The following is an 18,408-nucleotide window of genomic DNA, read 5'->3' as shown; positions in this document are numbered from 1 at the left end:
CGCCCACTTCGCTCAAAGCCTTGCCACTGCTGGCTCTCCCGCCTCCCGCGCCCCGCTGTCCGGAGCACGAAAGAGCGAGATTCTAGCGAGCCCAACCCCGCCTTGCAAGCGTTATTTTGATACGCGTGGATTGCACCAGAAATGGCGCGCAGATGGCGCACAAGCACACCCGAAGATCAGCCGAAAATCATCCCATTCAGCCAGCCACGCGCATCTGCATCACGCGCTCGACTACGCTCATATAGTGATCGAGACCCGGCGTCGCGCGTCGCTCTTCTTTTGCGCGGTCGTCCCATCTGCGCAGGCGCAATGCGTCTTCCGCGTAGGGCTTCTGCAGGAACGCCTCGGCCTCTTCCTTGCCGAAGATGCCGCCTTGCAATTCCAGGCTCCGCACCGAATCGGCGGAAAGCTGGCCGAAGTACGTATCGTCGATTGCACACAGGCAGCGCTTGGCGTCGACGTGCAGCCGGATCGGCTCCAGCACCGCATCCGACAACACCGGCCGCAGGAACGGCAGCGCGAAATATTGATGCAGATCGTCGATGCCCCGCCCCGTCGGCGTCTCGCCCTGCAGATTCAGCAGATGCCCAAGGTCGTGCAAAAACGCAGCGGCGACGAGTTCGTCGCCGGCGCCCTCCTGTTCCGCCAACGCGCCGCTCTGCAGCGCATGCTCGAGTTGCGTCACCGGCTCACCGCTGTAGGCAAGGCTGCCGTACGCCTCGAATAACGAACGGATGTCGTTCAAACTCAGTGCCACGCTCTTACTCCCACGGTAATGAAAAGGTCTTCAGGTTGGTGAAGCTCTTCATCGCTTCCTGAACGCCTTCCTTATAGCCAAGCCCGGAATCCTTGATGCCGCCGAACGGCGTCAGCTCGATCCGGTAGCCCGGCACTTCCCACACGTTGACCGTCCCCACGCGCAATTCGTTGATGAAGCGCGTGATGGCGTCCTGCCGGTTCGTACACACCCCGGACGACAGCCCGAACGGCGTGCCGTTACTGATCCGGATGGCGTCGTCGAGCGTGTCGAAGGTGATGATCGGCGACACCGGGCCGAAGGTTTCTTCACGCACCAGCGCCATCGACGGATCGACGCCATCCAGCACCGTCGGCGCATACAGCGCGCCGACGCGTTCATTGCCGATCCGCAAGCGCGCGCCGGCCGCGATCGCCTCGTTCACACGCGCCTCGAATAGCTGGGCGGCGGCGACGTCGATCACGGTGCCCATCTGATTCGATGCGTCGAACGGATCGCCATAGGTCCAGGCACGCGTCTTCTCCACGACCAGATCGGTGAAATCCGCCGCGATACTCTTTTGCACCAGGATCCGCTTGACCGCGGTACACCGCTGGCCGGAGTTCTTATACGAACCTTGCACGGCAAGCGTCGCCGCGCGATCGAGATCGGCGTCTTCGAGCACGATCAGCGGATCGTTGCCGCCCAATTCCAGCACGATGCGCCGGTAGGCCGCCTTTGCCGCGATATATTTGCCGATCGCCACGCCGCCCGTGAACGTAACGAGCTCAGCCAGCGGATGCGTGATCAGTTCATCGGCGATTTCGCGCGGATCGCCGGTCAGCACCTGCAGCATCGGTGCCGGCAATCCTGCTTCATAAAGAATGTCGGCCAGATACAGCGCCGACAGCGGCACCTTCTCCGACGGCTTGAGCACCACACGATTATTCGTCGCGATAGCAGGCGCGATCTTGTGCGCGACCTGGTTCATCGGATGGTTGAACGGCGTAATCGCGACGATCACCCCAGCCAACGGCTCACGCTGCGAAAACACACGACGCTTCTTGCCATGCGGCGTGAGATCGCAGGAAAAACTCTGCCCGTCGTCGCGCAAAGCTTCGATCGAGGCAAACTTGAGCACATCGGCAACGCGCCCGATCTCGTAGCGCGAATCCTGCTTCGACAAACCCGACTCGAGCGAAATCAGGTCCGACGCGTCCTCGGTGCGCTCCCGCAGCAAAGCCGCGGCACGCTCGAGAATCTGCGAACGCTCGTAGCGCGTGAGCGTCGCCTGATACGCGGCGGCATAGTCGAACGCGGCGCGCACGTCGTCGATGCTCGCCAATGGGACGGTGCCCACCCGCGTCCCCGTATAAGGATCGAATACGTCGAGCGTGCGCGAGCGCGTCGCGCGCTCGCCTTTGAGGCGCAGCGCTTCCGCCCGAAACGCCGGATGGTCCCGCAGCACGGCGTTCATGATGCCGACACGTGATTCAAGGCGACGTCGAAGATATCGAAGTTGCGCAACCGCTTACCGGCGGGCAATCCTTCGACGCGGCGGTTGAACAGCAGCGGCACCTCCTGCTCCGAAATCCCGCCGTGCGAGCGCAACGGCACCGTCAATCCGGACAGATCGTGTTCATTGCGACGCGTGCCGAGCGCCACGTGTTTGGTGCTGACCACCACGATGTCGCCGACGCGGTCGTTCGGCAGCTCGAAGCGCTCGCATGCGGCGCGATTGTCGAGCACGACTTCAATGCCCGGCAAACCGCCGATCCGCTCGATCACCTGCCTGACGTTCACATCATGCGGCAGGTACACCGTCGCGAACGAACCGAGCGCGCCGTGGTGCACGACATACGGATCGGTGATCGGCAGAATCACGCGCGCTTTGCTGGCCCCGAGCCATTCGTCCAGCACGTCCTGCAGATAGATCACATTCGGCTCGCCGGTCTTCGGCTCGTGCTTGGCGTTCATGCCGTGGTCGGCGGTCAGGCCGATCACCCAGCCGAGCGCGTCGAGCTTCGCGAGGTAGCCGTCCATCATGGCGTAAAAGTCGTTCGCGCCCGCGGTGCCTGGCGCCCATTTGTGCTGGATGTAGTCGGTGGTCGACAGATACATGAGGTCGAGCTCGCGGGTTTCGGCAAGCCGCACGCCGGCGGCGAACACGAATTCGGACAAGCCCGCGCTATATACGTCAGGCACCGGCAAGCCGACCAGATCGAGCACTTCGTCGATGCCGTTTTCTTCGCGCGTCACCTTGTCGGCTTTTTCCGCCGAGAAACAGATGCCCTTCAGCTGCCAGCCGAGCAGCCGGCGCAGCTTGTCTTTCGCGGTCACCACGGCCACCGCGGCGCCGGCTTCGGCCGCGGCCGCCAGCAAAGTCCCCGCGCGCAGATAGGCCGGATCGTTCATCATCACTTCCGCGCCTTCCCCGCCGTTTGCGTCCGGGTCCCAGAAGTAATTGCCGCAAATGCCGTGCACCGAGGGCGGCACGCCGCATACGATCGAGAGATTGTTCGGGTTGGTGAACGACGGAATCACACAGTCGCCCTTGAAGACCGCGCCGCCCTCGATCATCTTGCCGATGAAAGGCGCGACGCCCGCCGCGACCGCGGCTTCGAGGTAATCGTATTCACAGCCGTCGACGCACACCACCACGGTCGGTTGCGCGGGCAGCCGGTAGCGGCGGCCGTTGACTTCGATCGTACGTTCGCTTGCGCTTGCGTTTCTATTTGCGTTTTCCATCATCATCTTCCATGCGTGAAGAGCACACGTGCTCCAGTCAATCCGTTGCAACCCGTCTCAATCGTTCGATGCCGCCGCCATCCTCACCGCGCCCAATGGCCCCGCCGGTTCGCACGCCGCACGCGCGCGCCGCAGGCCGCCATTCACATGCGCATGCATGAGCGCCGCGGCATGGTCGGCGTCGCGCGAGGCCAGCGCCGTCAGGATCGCGCGATGCTCGGCTAGCGAGCGCTCCATCGCGTCGGCATGCACCACCAGCGCGGCACGGCGAAACAGGCTCAGTTCGCTCACCAGCCTTCGATACGTCTCATACAGCTTGACGTTGCCCGATGCCGCCACGATCGCGTCGTGAAACGCCACATTGGCGCGCGCGTAGGCATCGTGGTCCTGCGCGTCGAGCGCCGCGCGCATCGCGTCGAGCCACTCGCGCAACGCCGCCAGTTCGCGTGCATCGATACGCGCCGCCAGCATCCGGCACGCCGCCTCTTCGAGCACCGCGCGCACCGCATAAATCTCGTCTGCTTCCGCCAGCGACACCGTGCGCACGAACACGCCGCGGTTTTTCTCGGTGCGCACAAGGCCCGCTTGCTCCAGCGCGCGGAACGCCTCGCGCACCGGCCCGCGCGACACCTGCAGACGCGCCGCCCAGTCGGCTTCGTTGAGTTTGGCGCCGGGCTCGAGGGCCCCTTCGACGATGTGCCGTTCGATTTCGTCGCGGACCAGGGTCGTCAGCGAATGCCTGCGCACAACCTCAATCGGATCGACAGAAGTAGTTTGCATATATTCGGTCATGTTGACAAATTTTGCCACATCGATATGGGTTCGCGCGCCGCTTGCCACGCAAACACAACACTCAGAAGATGCGCGTCAGTCCACCCGACGGCGCGGGACACGCGCCGCGATCAGCAGCAGCGCGGCAAGCGAGACCATCAGCAGAATCAGCGACAACGCGGAGGCCGGCAGGTAATAACCGCGCTCCACCTGACCGACCACGACGATCGGCACCGTCGCGAAACCCGGCGGATACACGGTGAGCGTGGCGCCGAGTTCGCCGAGCGACAGCGCGAAGCCCAACGCGAGGCTCGCGCGAATCGCCGGCACCAGTTGCGGCAGCACGACGCGGCGCAACACCATCGACGGCGGCGCACCGAGACTCGCTGCGGCTTCGCGCAACATGGTCAATTCGGGGCGCAAGGCGGCGGCCGCGCAGCGATAGCAGAACGGAAGCACCAGCGCGAGCTGCACGAACACGACGATCGCCGCCGAGCTCGACAGATCGAACGGACGCTTGTGATACGCGATCAGCACGGCGAGGCCAAGCACCACGCTCGGCACGCCGTTGGGCATCATCGCGATGGTGTCGACGAACGCGCCGAGACCGCGCCGGTCGCGTCCTTCGAGCGCCAGCGCCAGCCAGAGTCCGAGAATCGTGCCGAGCACGGCGACGCCCATGCCGATTTCCAGGCTGGTGGTTAGCGCGTCGAAGTCGCTGGACCCCAGCCGTTCGAACCAGCGCATGCTAAGGCTGTCCGGCAGGATCGTGCCCGACCAGTGCCCGGCCACGCTCGATAGCGCGACCACCAGCACCGGCAACACGAATAGCCAGAAGCACAACAACGCCGCAAAACCGAGAAACAGGCCGCCGAGCACGCGCACCGGCAAACTGCGGCGCACCGGCCGCGCCTTCTTGTGCATGACCGGCAGGACGGTCGGGTCGAGTTCAACGGCCATGGCCCGCTCCTTTCACCTTGCGACGGTTGACCTGGCGGTACAACGCGTACAGCGACAACGACATGATCAGCATGACGACCGCGCCGGCGGCGGCCGTGGGCAGATCGAGGTCGACCGTCGCGGAACTGTAGATCGCGACCGGCAGCGTGATCAGATGCGCGCTGCCGAGCACCAGCAGAATGCCGAACTCGTTCAACGTCAGCAGGAAACACAGGATCGTGCCCGCGGCGATACCCGGCCACGCGAGCGGCAGGATCACCTTGAACGCGACCATCCAGCCGCTTGCGCCGAGACTGCGGGCGGCTTCGATCAGACGCATGTCGAGCGTGGCGAATGAGGCGAGTGTGGGACGCACGACGAACGGCGCGTAGAACACCACTTCGGCGAGAATCACGCCACCCACGCCGAACAGAAAATCGAGCGGCGGCGCCTCCAGATGGAACAGCCGCTGCAAGCCGATGCTGACCGAACCTTGCGAGCCGTACAGAAAAATCAGCGTGAAGGCGACCAGAAACGACGGGAACGCGACGAACAGCTCAAGAAAACGCGTGATCATCCGCGCGCCGGGAAACGGCTTGAAAAACAGGATCGACGCCAACGCGACGCCGAGCAAGGACGCGAGTCCCGCACTGGCAAACAGGATCCAGAGCGTCGTGCCGACCACGCCGCGCGTCTCCGGATTGCCGAAAAACGCCGAGTAGGCCTGCAGGCTCAAACCGTGCGGACCGGTGAGACTGAGCAGTACCAGTCGTACCAGCGGATAAATAATCAGTGGACCGAGCACGACCACCGCGAGGAACAGCAGGTGCCATTGCGCCGCGCGTTCGCGGCGCTTCACCGCTGCCGTGTGCGAGGCCGCGCTGGCAGCGCGGCGAGCGTCGGCGGCGGCCGCCGCGCTCATCGAATCAGGCGTATCAGGGGTTGATAAGGACGACATCGTCAGCCTCATAACGCAGTGAAACACGCGCGCCCTTCTCCGGCATCATGCCGTGGCCGCGCTGCATGGTGACCAGCACCGGTTCGTTGGGCATCGCGTCCAGCGCGACCGACACCGACAGCACCGCGCCGTACCATTCGACCGACGTAATCGCGCCATGCAACTGCCCTTCGCCGAGCGGCACGATGCGCAGCGCTTCAGGACGCAGGCAGGCCACCCGGTCACGTTCGTTGTAGCGCACGTCGCCCATGCCGAATGCGACCTGCGGCGGCAACAGATTGGCCGCGCCCAGATAACGCGCGACGAAACCGTCGTTCGGCGCGTCGTACAACTGCTGCGGCGTGCCGAGTTGCGCGATGCGGCCTTCGCGCATCAGCAGCGTGCGGTCGGAGAGCACCAGCGCGTCGTCCTGATCGTGCGTCACGCAGACGATCGTCAGATTCGGCAGGCGCTCGTGCAACGCCTTCAGTTCGGAACGCACCGAGGCGCGCAAATTGGCGTCGAGCGCGGAAAGCGGTTCATCGAGCAACAGCACGTCGGGCTCGATCACGAGCGCGCGCGCCAAGGCCACACGCTGCTGCATGCCGCCCGACAATTGCGCGGGCATGTGATGCCCGGCGTCGCCGAGTTGCACGAGCTTCAAGGCGTCGGCGACACGGCGCGCGACATCTTTTGACGGCGTGCGGCGGGCGCGCAACCCGAAAGCCACGTTGTCGAACACCGACAGATGCGGAAACAGCGCATAGCTCTGAAACAGCAAGCCGAGATTGCGCTTGTGCGGCGGCACATGCGTGAGATCGTGACCGGCGACCGTCAAGGTGCCGGCCAGTCCGTCCGCTTCAATGAACCCGGCGATGAAGCGCAACAGCGTAGTCTTGCCGCACCCGCTGCGGCCGAGCACGGTGAGCAATTCGCCGCGCTGAATGGTGAGCGACAGATCGTCGAGCACGGTGCGCGTTCCGAACCGCACCGTCAGATGATCGATCTGCACGCCGCCCGGCGTGTTCGAGCGCGAGGCGTCGAGCGCGTCCGGCGAGGCGCCGAGCGCGCCGGGGTTAGCGAGACTGGCCGTATTCACCGGGTTCATCCTCCAACTGGATTAATGCTGACGCGGCGCCTCGCACGAACACGGGAAGCGCCGCCTGACTCAATGACGAACGGTCCGGCTTACTTCGGCTTGACGACTTCGAGCTGCTTGCCCGACGAACCGATCACGTCGTTCTTCCAGCGTGTGGTCCAGTCAGCCTTCTTCGCCATCACCTGGTTCCAGTCCACCGGAATCAGCGTCACGCCGGCGATGGCCTGCTTGACGGCTTCGCCGTTCTTGCCGGTGAGCGGCACGTCGGTCCGGGCCGGGATACCGAAGATGTCCGGCACCTTGGCCTGCACGTCGGTCGACATCAGGTAGTCGATCAGCTTCTTGCCTTCTGCCTGGTTCGGGCCGTTCTTGATCAGGCCGATCGCGTACGGCAGCTGGAAGGTGGTCGGCTTACCGCCGGCGCTGGCTGCGAGGAAGATCGGCTTGAGCGACAGACCGCCGTTGGCCGCATCGTCAAGATCCATCTGCAAGTCGCCGTTGGCGAAGGCGATTTCGTTACGGGAGAGCAGCACGTCGAGGTAGCCGGTGCCTTTGGTGTGGAACTTGGCGCTCTCTTCGAGTTTCTTCAGATAGTCGAACGCCTTGTCTTCGCCCATCAGCGACGTGGTCAGAATGATCACGGCCATGCCGTCGCCCGCCGTAGCCGGGTTCGAGTAGGCGACCTTGCCGCTGTAGTCCGGGTGCAGCAGGTCGGCGAAGGTCTTCGGCTGGGTCTTGACGACCTCCGGGTTGATCGCGAATGAGAAGTAGTTGTTCACGAACGTCGCCCATGAACCGTTCGACGCCTTGGCGATGGCCGGCACGTTCTTGTAGTTGGCGCTCTGATACGCCTGCAGCAGGCCGCTCTGGTCGGCTTGCTGGATGAACGGCGGCAGCGTGACGAGCACGTCGGCCTTCGGCTGATCTTTTTCGATGGTGGCGCGGTTCACCACTTCGCCGCTACCCGCCGTGACGATGTTGACCTTCACGCCTTCCTTCTTTTCGAAGGCCGGCAGCACATCCTTGTAGAGGTTTTCGAGGCCGTCGGCGGTGTACAGCACCACTGCGTCAGCCGCATGCGCTTGCATCGCCATGCCACCGAACGCTGCGGCGGCGACCAATGCCGGCAGCAGTTTGCGTGCGAGGCCAGCCGTGGCGTGAAGGGAATTCGTCTTTGTCATGTCGCTCTCTCCGAAAGGCAAAAAACCAGACGGTCGGGGTTTTCCCGATACCTGTTGTGATTGAACGGCGGTGGCGCCGTGCCGCTTGCGTGTTGCCCGCAGCCAGCTGTCGTGCAGTTTTCGTATGAATTGCAGATTGCCGACAACTTTGCCGCTTCTTCTCCAGCCTGACTTACAGCCCATCTACGACATTCGCGCTGCCTGCCATGCCTGATCGGGCACGGCAAGGATCACAGGTTTCCATGACAACGCCATGACTATTCTGTCGGCTTCCAAAAAATGACACAATTCGCCAATAATATCCAAATCAATCTTTTCGTCACCCGGCGTGGGCGACGAACATTCATCTGCTGACGGAGGCTGTGTGATCCTTGGAAACGACCCAATCCTGTTGACGCCGGGCCCCCTCTCCACTTCGCCGCAAACCCGCGAGGCGATGCTGCGCGACTGGGGTTCGTGGGACGCCGCGTTTAACCGCATGACTCACGGCGTATGCGCCGAGCTGGTGAAGATCGTACATGGCGAAAAAGACTATGTATGCGTGCCGCTTCAAGGCAGCGGCACGTTCGCCGTGGAAGCGGCGCTCGGCACGCTGGTGCCGCGTCAAGGCTGTGTGCTGGTTCCGAACAACGGCGCATATTGTGCCCGTCTGGTGAGGATATTGCAGCGAATGGGGATCGCTTATGTCGAACTGGCGCTGCGCCAGGACGAACCGGTCAGCGCCGCCGCGATCGAAGACGCCTTCAATCGCCATTCGCGCATCACCCACGTCGCGCAGGTGCATCTGGAAACGAGCGCGGGGCTGCTCAATCCGCTCGACGATATCGCCGCGGTATGTCAGCGGCACGGCAAGTCCCTGATCGTCGATGCGATGAGTTCGTTCGGCGCGTTGCCGATCGACTTACGGCGCGGCGGCATCGACGCGCTGATCTCGGCGAGCGGCAAATGCCTGGAAGGCGTGCCGGGCATGGGCTTCGTGATCGTGCGGCGCAGCGTGCTGGAAGCGAGCGAAGGACGCTCGCCCTCGCTCGCGCTGGATCTGCACGATCAGTACGTTTACATGGAGAAGACGACGCAGTGGCGCTTCACGCCGCCCACTCACGTGGTCGCCGCGTTGCGCCGGGCACTCGATCAGTTCATCGCGGAAGGCGGACAAGCGGCGCGCGGCGCACGCTACACGCGGAACTGCGCGGCGTTGGTGAACGGCATGAAAGCGCTCGGCTTCGAGCCGTTCCTGAAGCCCGAGGTGCAGGCGCCGGTGATCGTCACGTTCCACGCGCCGCGCGACCCGGCCTGGAATTTTGCGGACTTTTATGCCGCGGTGCGCGAGGCGGGCTACGTGCTCTATCCGGGCAAGCTCACGGAAATGGAAACGTTCCGCGTGGGCTGCATCGGTGCGATCGATGAGAACGAACTACGCAACGCGGTGGCGGCGATCGGCCGTACGGTCGAGAAGCTGGGTATCCGTGTCCGGTAACGCGCGGCGCGATGGCGGGCTGATCCTGCTTCCGCTTCAGGCGATCAGGATTTCCGGCCCATGCGCCGTGATCGCCTTACCGAGCGTCTTCTCCGGCGCCAGTTCGGTGACCAGATAACGCGCCGACTCGATGCCGTTGATGCGCACCGGCGTCACGCGCCCAAACTTCGAGTGATCGGCGACGACCACCACCATGTCGGCCGCGGCGATCATGCGGCTGCGCACTTCGGCGGCCATGCGGCTGTAGTCGGTCAGGTAGCCGTCCGGCGAAATGCCGCCGGCGCCGATAAACGCGAAGTCGGCGTGGTATTGCGTCAGCTGGTGGACCGTGTCGAGCCCGAAGGTGGCGTCTTCGATATCCGACAGTTCGCCGCCGAGCAGTGTGATGCGGTTATCGTTGCGGCGGCCGAGCAGCAGTGCGATGCGCCAGTCGTTCGTATAGACCGACAGGCGATGCCGGTCGAGCAGCGCCCGCGCCACCGCCTGGGTGGTGCTGCCCGAATCGATGATCAGCGAAGCGCCGTCCGGCACGAACTCGGCCGCGCGTTCGCCGATCGCCCGCTTCGCGCCGGCGTTGGCGGCTTCACGCGTATCGAGGTCGGGCTCGCGCCGGTCGCTCGACAGCGCGCCGCCGTGGGTCGTGACGAGCAAACCGCGCCCGGCCAGCGCATTCAGATCACGGCGGATCGTCTCGCGCGACACATTCAGTTCGCGCACCAGTTCAGCGACCGAAAGCGCGCCGGTTTTGGCGACTTGCGCCAGGATATATTGGTGACGTTGTTCTGCGAGCATCTGTTGAGGGCCGGAAGCCGGCACGCTTGGGTTTCGCCACAGGTGAAAGGCCGGCGTATTGTATTACGCGCGGCCCGGCGATGCTCCTCCTGACGCGCTTACCTGCTAACCTGAACGCCCTGGCCGCGCGCCTATGCCTGTCGAAGCCGCTTAGTCCGTCAACCGAACTGCCGATGCCGCCACTGTTTCGCCGTTTACTCCTGTTGTTCCACGCGTTGCGTTATGGCGCGCGTCTGATCTGGCTTGCCGCCCCGCCCGACCACAAACTGCACTGGATGATCGAGCTGCTCGGCCGTGTGCACGCGTCCCGGCGCAGCGGCGAGCGCCTGCACGGCGTGCTGCCCGCGCTCGGGCCGCTCGCGAGCCGCTTCGCGCAGACCCTGGTTGAACGGCCCGAACTCGCGACCGGCACCCTGCACGATGCGATCGACGCGATCGATCATCTCGAAGCCCCGCTGCCGCCGCAGGCATCCGAACAGGCGTTGGCGCGTGCATTCGGCCGGCCGCTCGCCACCCTCTTCAGCGCCGTCGATCTGGTGCCGGTGCGCGGCGGCTTTGCCGAACAGACGCATCTCGCGCGGCTCCTCATACCGGTCAACGGCCATAGCGAAGTGGCCATCAAGCTGGTGCGCGCCGACCAGCTGCAACAGATCGGCGACGAGCTCGCACTGCTGCGCTGGGTTGCGCGCTGGCTGGAGAAACTTTCGGGGTCCGCCCGCCGGCTGCAACTGCGAAGATTGGCGCAGACCTTCACTGACGACATCCTGCGCCGCTTCGATCTGCGCGCCGAAGCCGCCAATTTCAGCCAGACCGGCCATCATTTCGACGGCGACACGCGCATCGTCGTGCCGGACGTCATCTGGGACCTGTGCACCGACCACACGCTGACGATGCAGCGCGTCAGCACCTTGCCTGCCAGCGATCTGCCCGGCCTGCACGCCCATCACGTCAAGCTCGCGCCGCTGGCCGCGCATATCGTCGAGGTGGTGACCGAACAGGCGTTCGAGCACGGCTTCTTTCACGCGACGCTCGATGCGCGCCGGGTGCGCGTGAGCGTCGAACCGGACACGCTAGGACGCCTCGTGCTGGCGGAGTTTTCGATCATGTCGAGTCTGTCGACCGGCGAGCGCGAGTTCTTCGTGCACGGCGCGACCGCGCTGTTCGACCAGGACTACGGCCGGCTTGCCGAACTTCATCGTGAAGCGGGGCATGTGCCGCACGACACGCGTAAGGAGGTGCTCGAAGCCGAATTGCGCACCCGCGCCGAGGCGCATTTCGCGGCCGATCCGGAAGATCGCTCGGCGGGTTCGCTTTTTCATCATCTGCTGCACGCGGTGCATCCGTTCGACGGCACCGTGCCCGGCCGTCTCGCTACCGCGCAGCGCTCGTTCCAGCAGGCGGAAATGCTGGCGCGCGCGCTGCATCCGGGCGTCGATACGTGGAACGTCACGCGGGGCGTGCTGGCGGGGATTGCGAGGCGCGACATCGATCACCGCGGCTGGCTCAAACGCATCTCGCGTGAGCTGCCGCATCTGGCGCATATGCTGCCGCGCATACCCCAACTGGCCGTGCGCTACCTGCAGCATGAGCACGAGCGCGCCCGCACGCCACGGCAGAACGCACAGCTGATGCTGGACATCGGCCGTGAATATCGGCGCACGCGGGTGCTGCTGTGGGCGTGTGCGGTGTGCGGCGGAGTGCTCGGCGCGGGGACTGTGTTGTTGATGTGGTGAGGTGAGGTTGGTGGCAATGCCGACGGGATGCTGATGCCGCTGGTGTGGCGATGCCACCGAGGCGCAGATGGCGCTGATGTGGCGATGCCATCGGGACGCCAATGCCACTGACCTGGTGGCTAATAAGGAGAACACGCTCCGACGCGCGACTCAGCCAATCCGCCATTCAGCAAAACACCCGCGATTGCAGCTTCGAACAAGACTCGCGCCGCCGGTCCCGGCAAGATGGCGGCTTTCCCCTCCGCCCCTCTCCGATGCTCGCTTCGTCAATCGCCGCCATATTCGTCGTGTTGTGGTCGACCGGTTTCGTGGTCGCCCGGGCGATCACACCCTACGGTGCAGACGGCCTTGGCCGATTGGGGTGGTTCATCGCGTATTTGCGCAAACCCGATTATCATTGACTGCTCGCCCGCGCATGCGGTGCTGGGAACGGGGATGTTACCGAGCATTGGCATCTGCGATTCACCCTTATCACAGCATTGACAGCCCATATTTAACGTTCTGCGCGGCTGATTAAAAACCGCGCAAAATGAATTTCAAGCCAATATCCCGCGATAGACACCGCGAGATTGATTCGTCACATCATGCCCGCAGAATCGGCGCATTCGTGGCGCTGCCGCTCCTGCAAGCCGCGCGCGCGTTGAAACATCGACACGCGCACCACCGCATACCGAGGAAAGACGAACATGACGCAACATGACCCAGCCGCACGCCAGGCAAGCATCGCGGCGGAAATGCACGTCGCCGCCGAATTCGACGCCGCACAGGAAATCGAACGCCGGGTTGCTTTTCTGGCGAACTATCTGCGCAGCAGCGGCCTGAAAACCTACGTGCTCGGCATCAGCGGCGGCGTCGATTCGACCACCGCCGGGCGGCTTGCGCAACTCGCGGTCGAACGGCTGCGCGCTGAACATTACGACGCGCGCTTCGTCGCGGTCCGTCTGCCCTACGGCGTGCAAAAAGATGAAGCCGAGGCGCAGCAGGCCTTGAGTTTCATTCGGGCGGACGAAAATCTTACCGTCGATATCAAACCCGCCGCCGACGCGATGCTCGCCGCGCTGAATGACAGCAACGTGCGATTTAACGACGAGTCACAGCAGGATTTCGTACACGGCAATATCAAGGCACGGCAGCGCATGATTGCGCAATACGCGCTCGCCAGTGCGCGGGCCGGCGTGGTGATCGGCACGGACCACGCGGCCGAATCGGTGATGGGATTTTTCACGAAGTTCGGCGACGGCGGCGCCGATGTGCTGCCGCTCACCGGCCTGAACAAGCGTCGGGTACGGGCATTGTCCAAAGCCTTGGGCGCGCCCGAGGCGCTGGCGCACAAAGTGCCGACCGCCGACCTCGAAATGTTGCGTCCACAACGGCCGGACGAAGACGCCTACGGCATCCCTTACGACGACATCGACGACTTTCTGGAAGGCAAACCGGTGAGCGATGCCGCGCGCAAAACGATCTTGCGTTTCTACGACGTCACGCGGCACAAGCGGGCGCTGCCCTACACGCCGTTCGATTGGCCGGTAAAAGCAGGCGGGGAATGAGAAAGGACTGCAATAACGAGAATGCGGGGGAGAGGATGCACGTCAAAAACGAGCCCGACGCCGCGCGCTCTTCCCGCTCGACGCTTTGGCACGCCCAGTCACCACAAGCTCAGTGAGCAGGCGGCGACTCGTCGTCGCTGAACAGATCGGCGCTCGCCTCGAGCGTCAAGCCGCCCAATTGCTTGCCGTGGATCTGACGCGCGATCACCTCGCCCACATAGGGCACGTCCGCGTCCAGCTCGACCGTGGCGTAGGCGGTAGGCTTCCCGGCATCGACCACCTCGATATTTTTCGCGTAATGCCCAAGCTCATGCTTGAGAAAATCCCGTACTTCCTGCTCGCTGCACGATTCCGCGATATTGCGCACGATCAGGTTCATGCGGCCTACCCTCGGCGAGGGCTGCGATCCGCGACAGGCACGCGCACCGGGCGCAATGCGGCGCGCTGTTTCTCCTGAGCGGCCGCGAGTTGCCGGATCAACGCAGCGCCAGCCGCACCCACCGCAGCCAATGACAGATAGAAGGCAATCATTTAAATCTCCCCTTCGAATTTCGTCCTGTTTTCAGGATACTCACAATCGACAATAAAAGCGATGCGACACAATGCCGTAAAAGACGGATCTTAAAATCTTCCCTTAGTGCACTGTACCTGAATAAACAGCAGTAAAAATAGCAAAACACATGTTCGTTTAGTGATGCCGGCCCGGCACAGGCGCCAGACAACGACGCTCGCCGCAAAAACGGGCCGCGTGACGCATCGCGCACTGGCATCCTCCGGGGACGTGCGCAAAGGCGGCCTGACCGTCGGGATCAGTCCGCCGCTTGCACGTTGGCGGCGCTTACCCACCACGCATTCTTGCCGTGCGGCACCTGAACCAGCACGGCGGAAGGATCGTCGACGCCGTCGTCGGCAACTTCGCATACCGCGAGCCCGTCCGGCAGGCGTTTCACCTCTCCGGCTGCCTGGAATAGCGCGACCCGCTGCGCGTTCAACGGTCGCAGTTGGCGGTACACGTCGAAACTGATCGCCGCGGGCACGTCGCCGCGGATCTGCAGCGAGTCGGCACCGCCGCAGCGCACGGGTTCGGCGGCAAGCGCCGCGGCGCTGCCGAACAGACAGCCGACAGTGAGTGCCAGTGCGGCAACGCGTGAATGGGTCATGGTGATTCTCCGGGAATAAGTTGGGACAGCGCGCTGCCAGTGGCGCAGCTGAAAGAAAGTATGCGAATCAACCACCCGATGGACGCGGACTGAGACAGGCTGCCTCATGGCGTGCCGTCGCGGCCGTCGCTTCGTGCGTTGCTCTCGCCGGTCGCGACATCGAGACGGCTCACGTCGCAAGACGTCTGGCTGAAGCCCGAATAGACCACCGACCAGTTACCGACAATCGCCGCTTGCGCCTCCGCGAGGCTCAGTTTCCCCTCGCAAACGCAGCGCTTGAGCATGACCGCGGCGCGCGCCTTGCGGCGTTCGCCCTCGTGGCCTGCCCACGGCAGAAGATCGAGATTGGAGGGAGCATCCGGCGAGCCGCCGAGCACAATGGGCACGCGCCGGTCCAGCGCGAAACCCTGACCTCTGCCGGCATCGATGCCGCGCGCCGCGAGCATGCGGTCCCTATGTGCCATCAACTCGTCGAACGGCGGTGCGACCGTGTCCGCATAGCCGGGCCGGCAAATCGTTTCGCCGACCGACTGCTGCGTGACGCGCTCGTCGAGCATTGCTGAATCCTGGGCCCAGACTTCACCGACGCGTAAAGCGAGTACGACGGCGAAGCCGAGCAACAGGGCAATACGCTTTGAGCGGGAGGTACCGGCGCGACGCACGCCGACGCCCCCGCGCGGGTGCGTCGGCTGAGTGGCCCGATATGTCATGCTGGTTGCGTCGCTGCAAGGGATGCTGCGACGCCTGTCTGCAATGCCTGCGTTCATTCTTCGGCGCGCCGGCAGCGGCGCGCAATAGTTCAATTCGCAGACTAATTAAAACACATCCAAAATCCCTGCGCGAATCAGGCGCACTTGCACAGGTTCATGCGGACGCGTTGGGGTGCACACCAACGGGTCTGCCGGCGCGGTCTTGCCATCCGTAAATGCACGTTGCAAGGCCGCGCCGAGGCGCTGCTTAAAAAGGCAACGCCGCAGTCTGCGCGCCGCTCGAGCCCTGCGCCAACAGCGCGCTTATTTCGGCGTGCTCGCCACTCGCGCCTGCAACGCACGGATACGCCCGAGCGCCTGAGTATTGGACACCGTCGCGTCATACATTTTGGCGAGATCCGCCTTGAGCGCGGTGCGCGAGCCCCCGTCGAGATACACCATATGCCCCGATGGATAAAAACGCGCCGACAGATTCTGCCGCACCTGCTGGCTGAGAAGCGGCATTTCCTGCAGATCGATCACGGTCTGATAGAACGGCGTGACGTAGTCGAAAAAACCGTTCGCCGACAGGACCTTCAGGTCGGGATTGAGCGCCATCACCGCGGCAAGGTCGCCGGCGGTGTACAAAATGATGTTGCCCTTGGCGTCGATCCCCTTCTGCGCGCCGGTCGGATCGATGTGGCCGAAGTCCCAGTACTTGAACGCCTGATCGTTGAGGTCGGTAAATGCCGACTTCGACGTGTATTTCAGTTGCTCGTTGAGATACACGTTCCACATGGTCGTGTACACGCCGGTCACCGCCGTCATGGTTGGATCGTTGCCGCCGGAATTCGGGTCGATCTTGCCCGCGATGCCCGTGCTGATTGCCGTTACGCGACCGTCATACTCGCCGAGCGCGAGACCCTGCGATTTCAGCAACGTGGTCAGGAACAGCGAATTGCCGCGGCTGTCGTACGACGCGACGTCGAGGCTCCAGGCAAGCAAGGTAGTCTTGTCGATCCCGGTGTATTCGCTGAGCTTCTCGACGGTTGCGGAATCCGTGGTCGGAAACTTGCGCAGCGCCGCCAGATAGTCGGTACGCGCAAATTGCGCCACTTCTTCGGCGAACACGCCGAGGTCGGTGGGCCGCGGCGCGATGCCGAGTTTCTTGTGATACCACGCGTCCGCGGCGGCGGTAGGCAACACGCCGATCGGGTTGCCGGATTGCGTGTAATCGAGAATCGACGATTGCAGCGTGACGCCGTTCAGGTCGACGCCGTCTTCATGCAGACGGTACGCAAGGACACAGCTGCGCGCCGTGCCATAAGACTCGCCGTACAGATACTTCGGCGAATTCCAGCGATTGTTTTTGGTCAGAAAGCGCTTGATGAACTGCTTGATCGAGTCAGCATCCTGGTCGACGCCCCAGAAGTCGCGGTTCTTTTTCGGCGCAATCGCCGCCGAATAGCCGGTGCCGACCGGGTTGATAAAGACGAGGTCGCTCTTGTCGAGCAAACTGTCCGGGTTGTCTTCCATCGCGTACGGCGCGGGCGGCGTAAAGCCCGGCATCGACGTCTTGATGCGGCGTGGCGCGAACGAGCCCAGCAACACGAACACCGAAGACGAGCCCGGCCCGCCGTTGTAGAAGAAAGTCACCGGGCGGGTTTCCTCCTTCTGGTTGTCCTGCGTGAACGCGACGTAGAACATTTTGGCGTCGGGCTGCGAACTGCTCGGGTCGACAATGACGAGATGTCCCACGGTCGCCGTGTAGTTGATCTTGTGGCCGCCGATCGTGGTCGAATGGTGCGTGAGCGCCGCCGCCTCAGCGGTGTCGGTCACGGAGTCGTCCGGACCGTTGCCGTAAGCAACCGGATCGAAAAACGGCTGATCGCCGGCTTGACGCGACGTGCTGGCGGCAGCCTTTGCGGACGAAGCATGCGTACTGTCTGACGACTGCGGACTAACGGAAGCTGACTCGGGGTTCGTCATGATCGCTCCATGGGTTCGTTAACGTCTTGGTGTCTCGTGTGTGTCTCGCGGTGCCCGTGTCTCCTGAAGCCCTGCACCGTACCGCCGGCGGCCTGAGCGCGGCGCGCCTTGGGACCAGGCGCGCACGGCCCGCGATCCCTCAGCCGACAGTCAGCCAGGCTCGCCGCGAACCGACTAGCGGCTCATCAGACTATAGTGCCGCCGCCACCTTCTGACCATTGGGGCTGCCGAGACCCGTGCATGCATCCCAGCCCTTCGACGCGGCAAAGCTGCCGTTGTTGCCTTGCGTGATGTCGTTGCACGCGCCCGGCGCCTTGTACAACTTCGGGTTAATGAAACCGGCCGGCTGCCCTTTCGCCGCATTGACCCGCGCAATCAACGCCGCCCACAGCGGCGCGACCGCGCTGGTGCCGCCCACCACCGTCTGCGTACCGTCGATCAATACGTTATAGCCGGTGACAGGCGACGCATCGCCGGCCACATCGGGCACGCCGCGCCCGCTGAGCACCCTCTTGGCGCCGCTCGATGAAGTGGCCGACAGACCCTTTTGCCACGCCGGCACCGGAAAGGCCTGGCTCACGCCACCGCCGCCCGCGCCGCCTTCGGTGCC

At 63.8% G+C, this 18,408-nt stretch carries 16 protein-coding genes and 2 pseudogenes; 4 read left to right on the top strand and 14 right to left on the bottom strand.

Translation table 11 applies throughout. From position 1 onward, the window contains the following. Nucleotides 1-196: 196 nt before the first annotated feature. The 8 genes from QOC89_RS27485 to phnS form a co-directional block, all read right to left on the bottom strand. A complete protein-coding gene (locus QOC89_RS27485; RefSeq protein ID WP_323047911.1) occupies nt 197-757 on the bottom strand; it encodes a phosphonate degradation HD-domain oxygenase in 561 nt (186 codons plus the stop codon). 4 nt (nt 758-761) lie between these two features. After that, entirely contained in the window at nt 762-2,213 is a 1,452-nt protein-coding gene (gene phnY / locus QOC89_RS27480) for a phosphonoacetaldehyde dehydrogenase (RefSeq protein WP_323047910.1), read from the bottom strand. Continuing rightward, a complete protein-coding gene (gene phnA, locus QOC89_RS27475) occupies nt 2,210-3,484 on the bottom strand; it encodes a phosphonoacetate hydrolase (RefSeq protein ID WP_323047909.1) in 1,275 nt (424 codons plus the stop codon). The genes phnY and phnA overlap by 4 nt, the downstream gene beginning before the upstream one ends. A gap of 57 nt (nt 3,485-3,541) precedes the next feature. Continuing rightward, entirely contained in the window at nt 3,542-4,276 is a 735-nt protein-coding gene (locus QOC89_RS27470) for a phosphonate utilization associated transcriptional regulator (protein ID WP_323047908.1), read from the bottom strand. Between the two features lie 75 nt (nt 4,277-4,351). Next, nucleotides 4,352-5,215, bottom strand: coding sequence for a 2-aminoethylphosphonate ABC transport system, membrane component PhnV (gene phnV / locus QOC89_RS27465; RefSeq protein WP_323047907.1), 864 nt, complete (start codon nt 5,213-5,215; stop codon nt 4,352-4,354). Further along, a complete protein-coding gene (locus QOC89_RS27460) occupies nt 5,205-6,152 on the bottom strand; it encodes a 2-aminoethylphosphonate ABC transporter permease subunit (RefSeq protein WP_323047906.1) in 948 nt (315 codons plus the stop codon). The genes phnV and QOC89_RS27460 overlap by 11 nt, the downstream gene beginning before the upstream one ends. Beyond that, nucleotides 6,130-7,230 carry a 2-aminoethylphosphonate ABC transport system ATP-binding subunit PhnT gene (gene phnT / locus QOC89_RS27455; protein WP_323047905.1) on the bottom strand — a complete coding sequence of 367 codons (1,101 nt, stop codon included), beginning with the start codon at nt 7,228-7,230 and terminating at the stop codon, nt 6,130-6,132. Before phnT ends, QOC89_RS27460 begins: the two co-directional genes overlap by 23 nt. A gap of 89 nt (nt 7,231-7,319) precedes the next feature. Next, on the bottom strand, nt 7,320-8,411 hold the full coding sequence (gene phnS / locus QOC89_RS27450; protein ID WP_323047904.1) for a 2-aminoethylphosphonate ABC transporter substrate-binding protein: 1,092 nt from the start codon (nt 8,409-8,411) through the stop codon (nt 7,320-7,322). A 364-nt stretch (nt 8,412-8,775) separates the two neighbouring features. Here phnS and QOC89_RS27445 point away from each other — a divergent pair, with 364 nt between their 5' ends. Continuing rightward, entirely contained in the window at nt 8,776-9,888 is a 1,113-nt protein-coding gene (locus tag QOC89_RS27445; protein WP_416340485.1) for a 2-aminoethylphosphonate--pyruvate transaminase, read from the top strand. A gap of 36 nt (nt 9,889-9,924) precedes the next feature. Here QOC89_RS27445 and QOC89_RS27440 read toward each other — a convergent pair whose 3' ends face one another. Further along, nucleotides 9,925-10,680 (bottom strand): DeoR/GlpR family DNA-binding transcription regulator, encoded by a 756-nt coding sequence (locus QOC89_RS27440; RefSeq protein WP_323047903.1) that lies wholly within the window; start codon nt 10,678-10,680, stop codon nt 9,925-9,927. A 173-nt stretch (nt 10,681-10,853) separates the two neighbouring features. Here QOC89_RS27440 and QOC89_RS27435 point away from each other — a divergent pair, with 173 nt between their 5' ends. The 3 genes and pseudogenes from QOC89_RS27435 (at nt 10,854) to nadE (ending at nt 13,960) form a co-directional block, all read left to right on the top strand. Continuing rightward, entirely contained in the window at nt 10,854-12,413 is a 1,560-nt protein-coding gene (locus QOC89_RS27435) for an ABC1 kinase family protein (protein ID WP_323047902.1), read from the top strand. A 164-nt stretch (nt 12,414-12,577) separates the two neighbouring features. Continuing rightward, a pseudogene (locus QOC89_RS27430) lies at nt 12,578-12,781 on the top strand (EamA/RhaT family transporter); the annotation flags it as partial. 318 nt (nt 12,782-13,099) lie between these two features. Then, the gene (gene nadE, locus QOC89_RS27425; RefSeq protein WP_323047901.1) at nt 13,100-13,960 is read left to right on the top strand and encodes an ammonia-dependent NAD(+) synthetase; all 861 of its coding nucleotides are present in this window, start codon (nt 13,100-13,102) and stop codon (nt 13,958-13,960) included. Between the two features lie 109 nt (nt 13,961-14,069). Here the strand turns inward: nadE and QOC89_RS27420 are convergent, their stop codons facing one another. From QOC89_RS27420 to QOC89_RS27400, 5 genes and pseudogenes are all read right to left on the bottom strand, one after another. Beyond that, a complete protein-coding gene (locus tag QOC89_RS27420; protein WP_323047900.1) occupies nt 14,070-14,339 on the bottom strand; it encodes an RNA-binding protein in 270 nt (89 codons plus the stop codon). Nucleotides 14,340-14,769: 430 nt separating this feature from the next. Further along, complete coding sequence (locus QOC89_RS27415) at nt 14,770-15,120, bottom strand: hypothetical protein (protein ID WP_323047899.1); 351 nt, start codon at nt 15,118-15,120, stop codon at nt 14,770-14,772. 104 nt (nt 15,121-15,224) lie between these two features. Continuing rightward, complete coding sequence (locus QOC89_RS27410) at nt 15,225-15,887, bottom strand: hypothetical protein (protein WP_323047898.1); 663 nt, start codon at nt 15,885-15,887, stop codon at nt 15,225-15,227. A 246-nt stretch (nt 15,888-16,133) separates the two neighbouring features. After that, complete coding sequence (locus QOC89_RS27405) at nt 16,134-17,798, bottom strand: S10 family peptidase (protein ID WP_323047897.1); 1,665 nt, start codon at nt 17,796-17,798, stop codon at nt 16,134-16,136. Between the two features lie 190 nt (nt 17,799-17,988). Continuing rightward, nucleotides 17,989-18,408: pseudogene (locus QOC89_RS27400) on the bottom strand (peptidase S53); the annotation flags it as partial.

Origin of the sequence: Paraburkholderia sp., from assembly GCF_034668105.1 — a bacterium.
Classification (GTDB): domain Bacteria; phylum Pseudomonadota; class Gammaproteobacteria; order Burkholderiales; family Burkholderiaceae; genus Paraburkholderia.
This window is presented reverse-complemented; position numbering and strand designations above follow the sequence as displayed.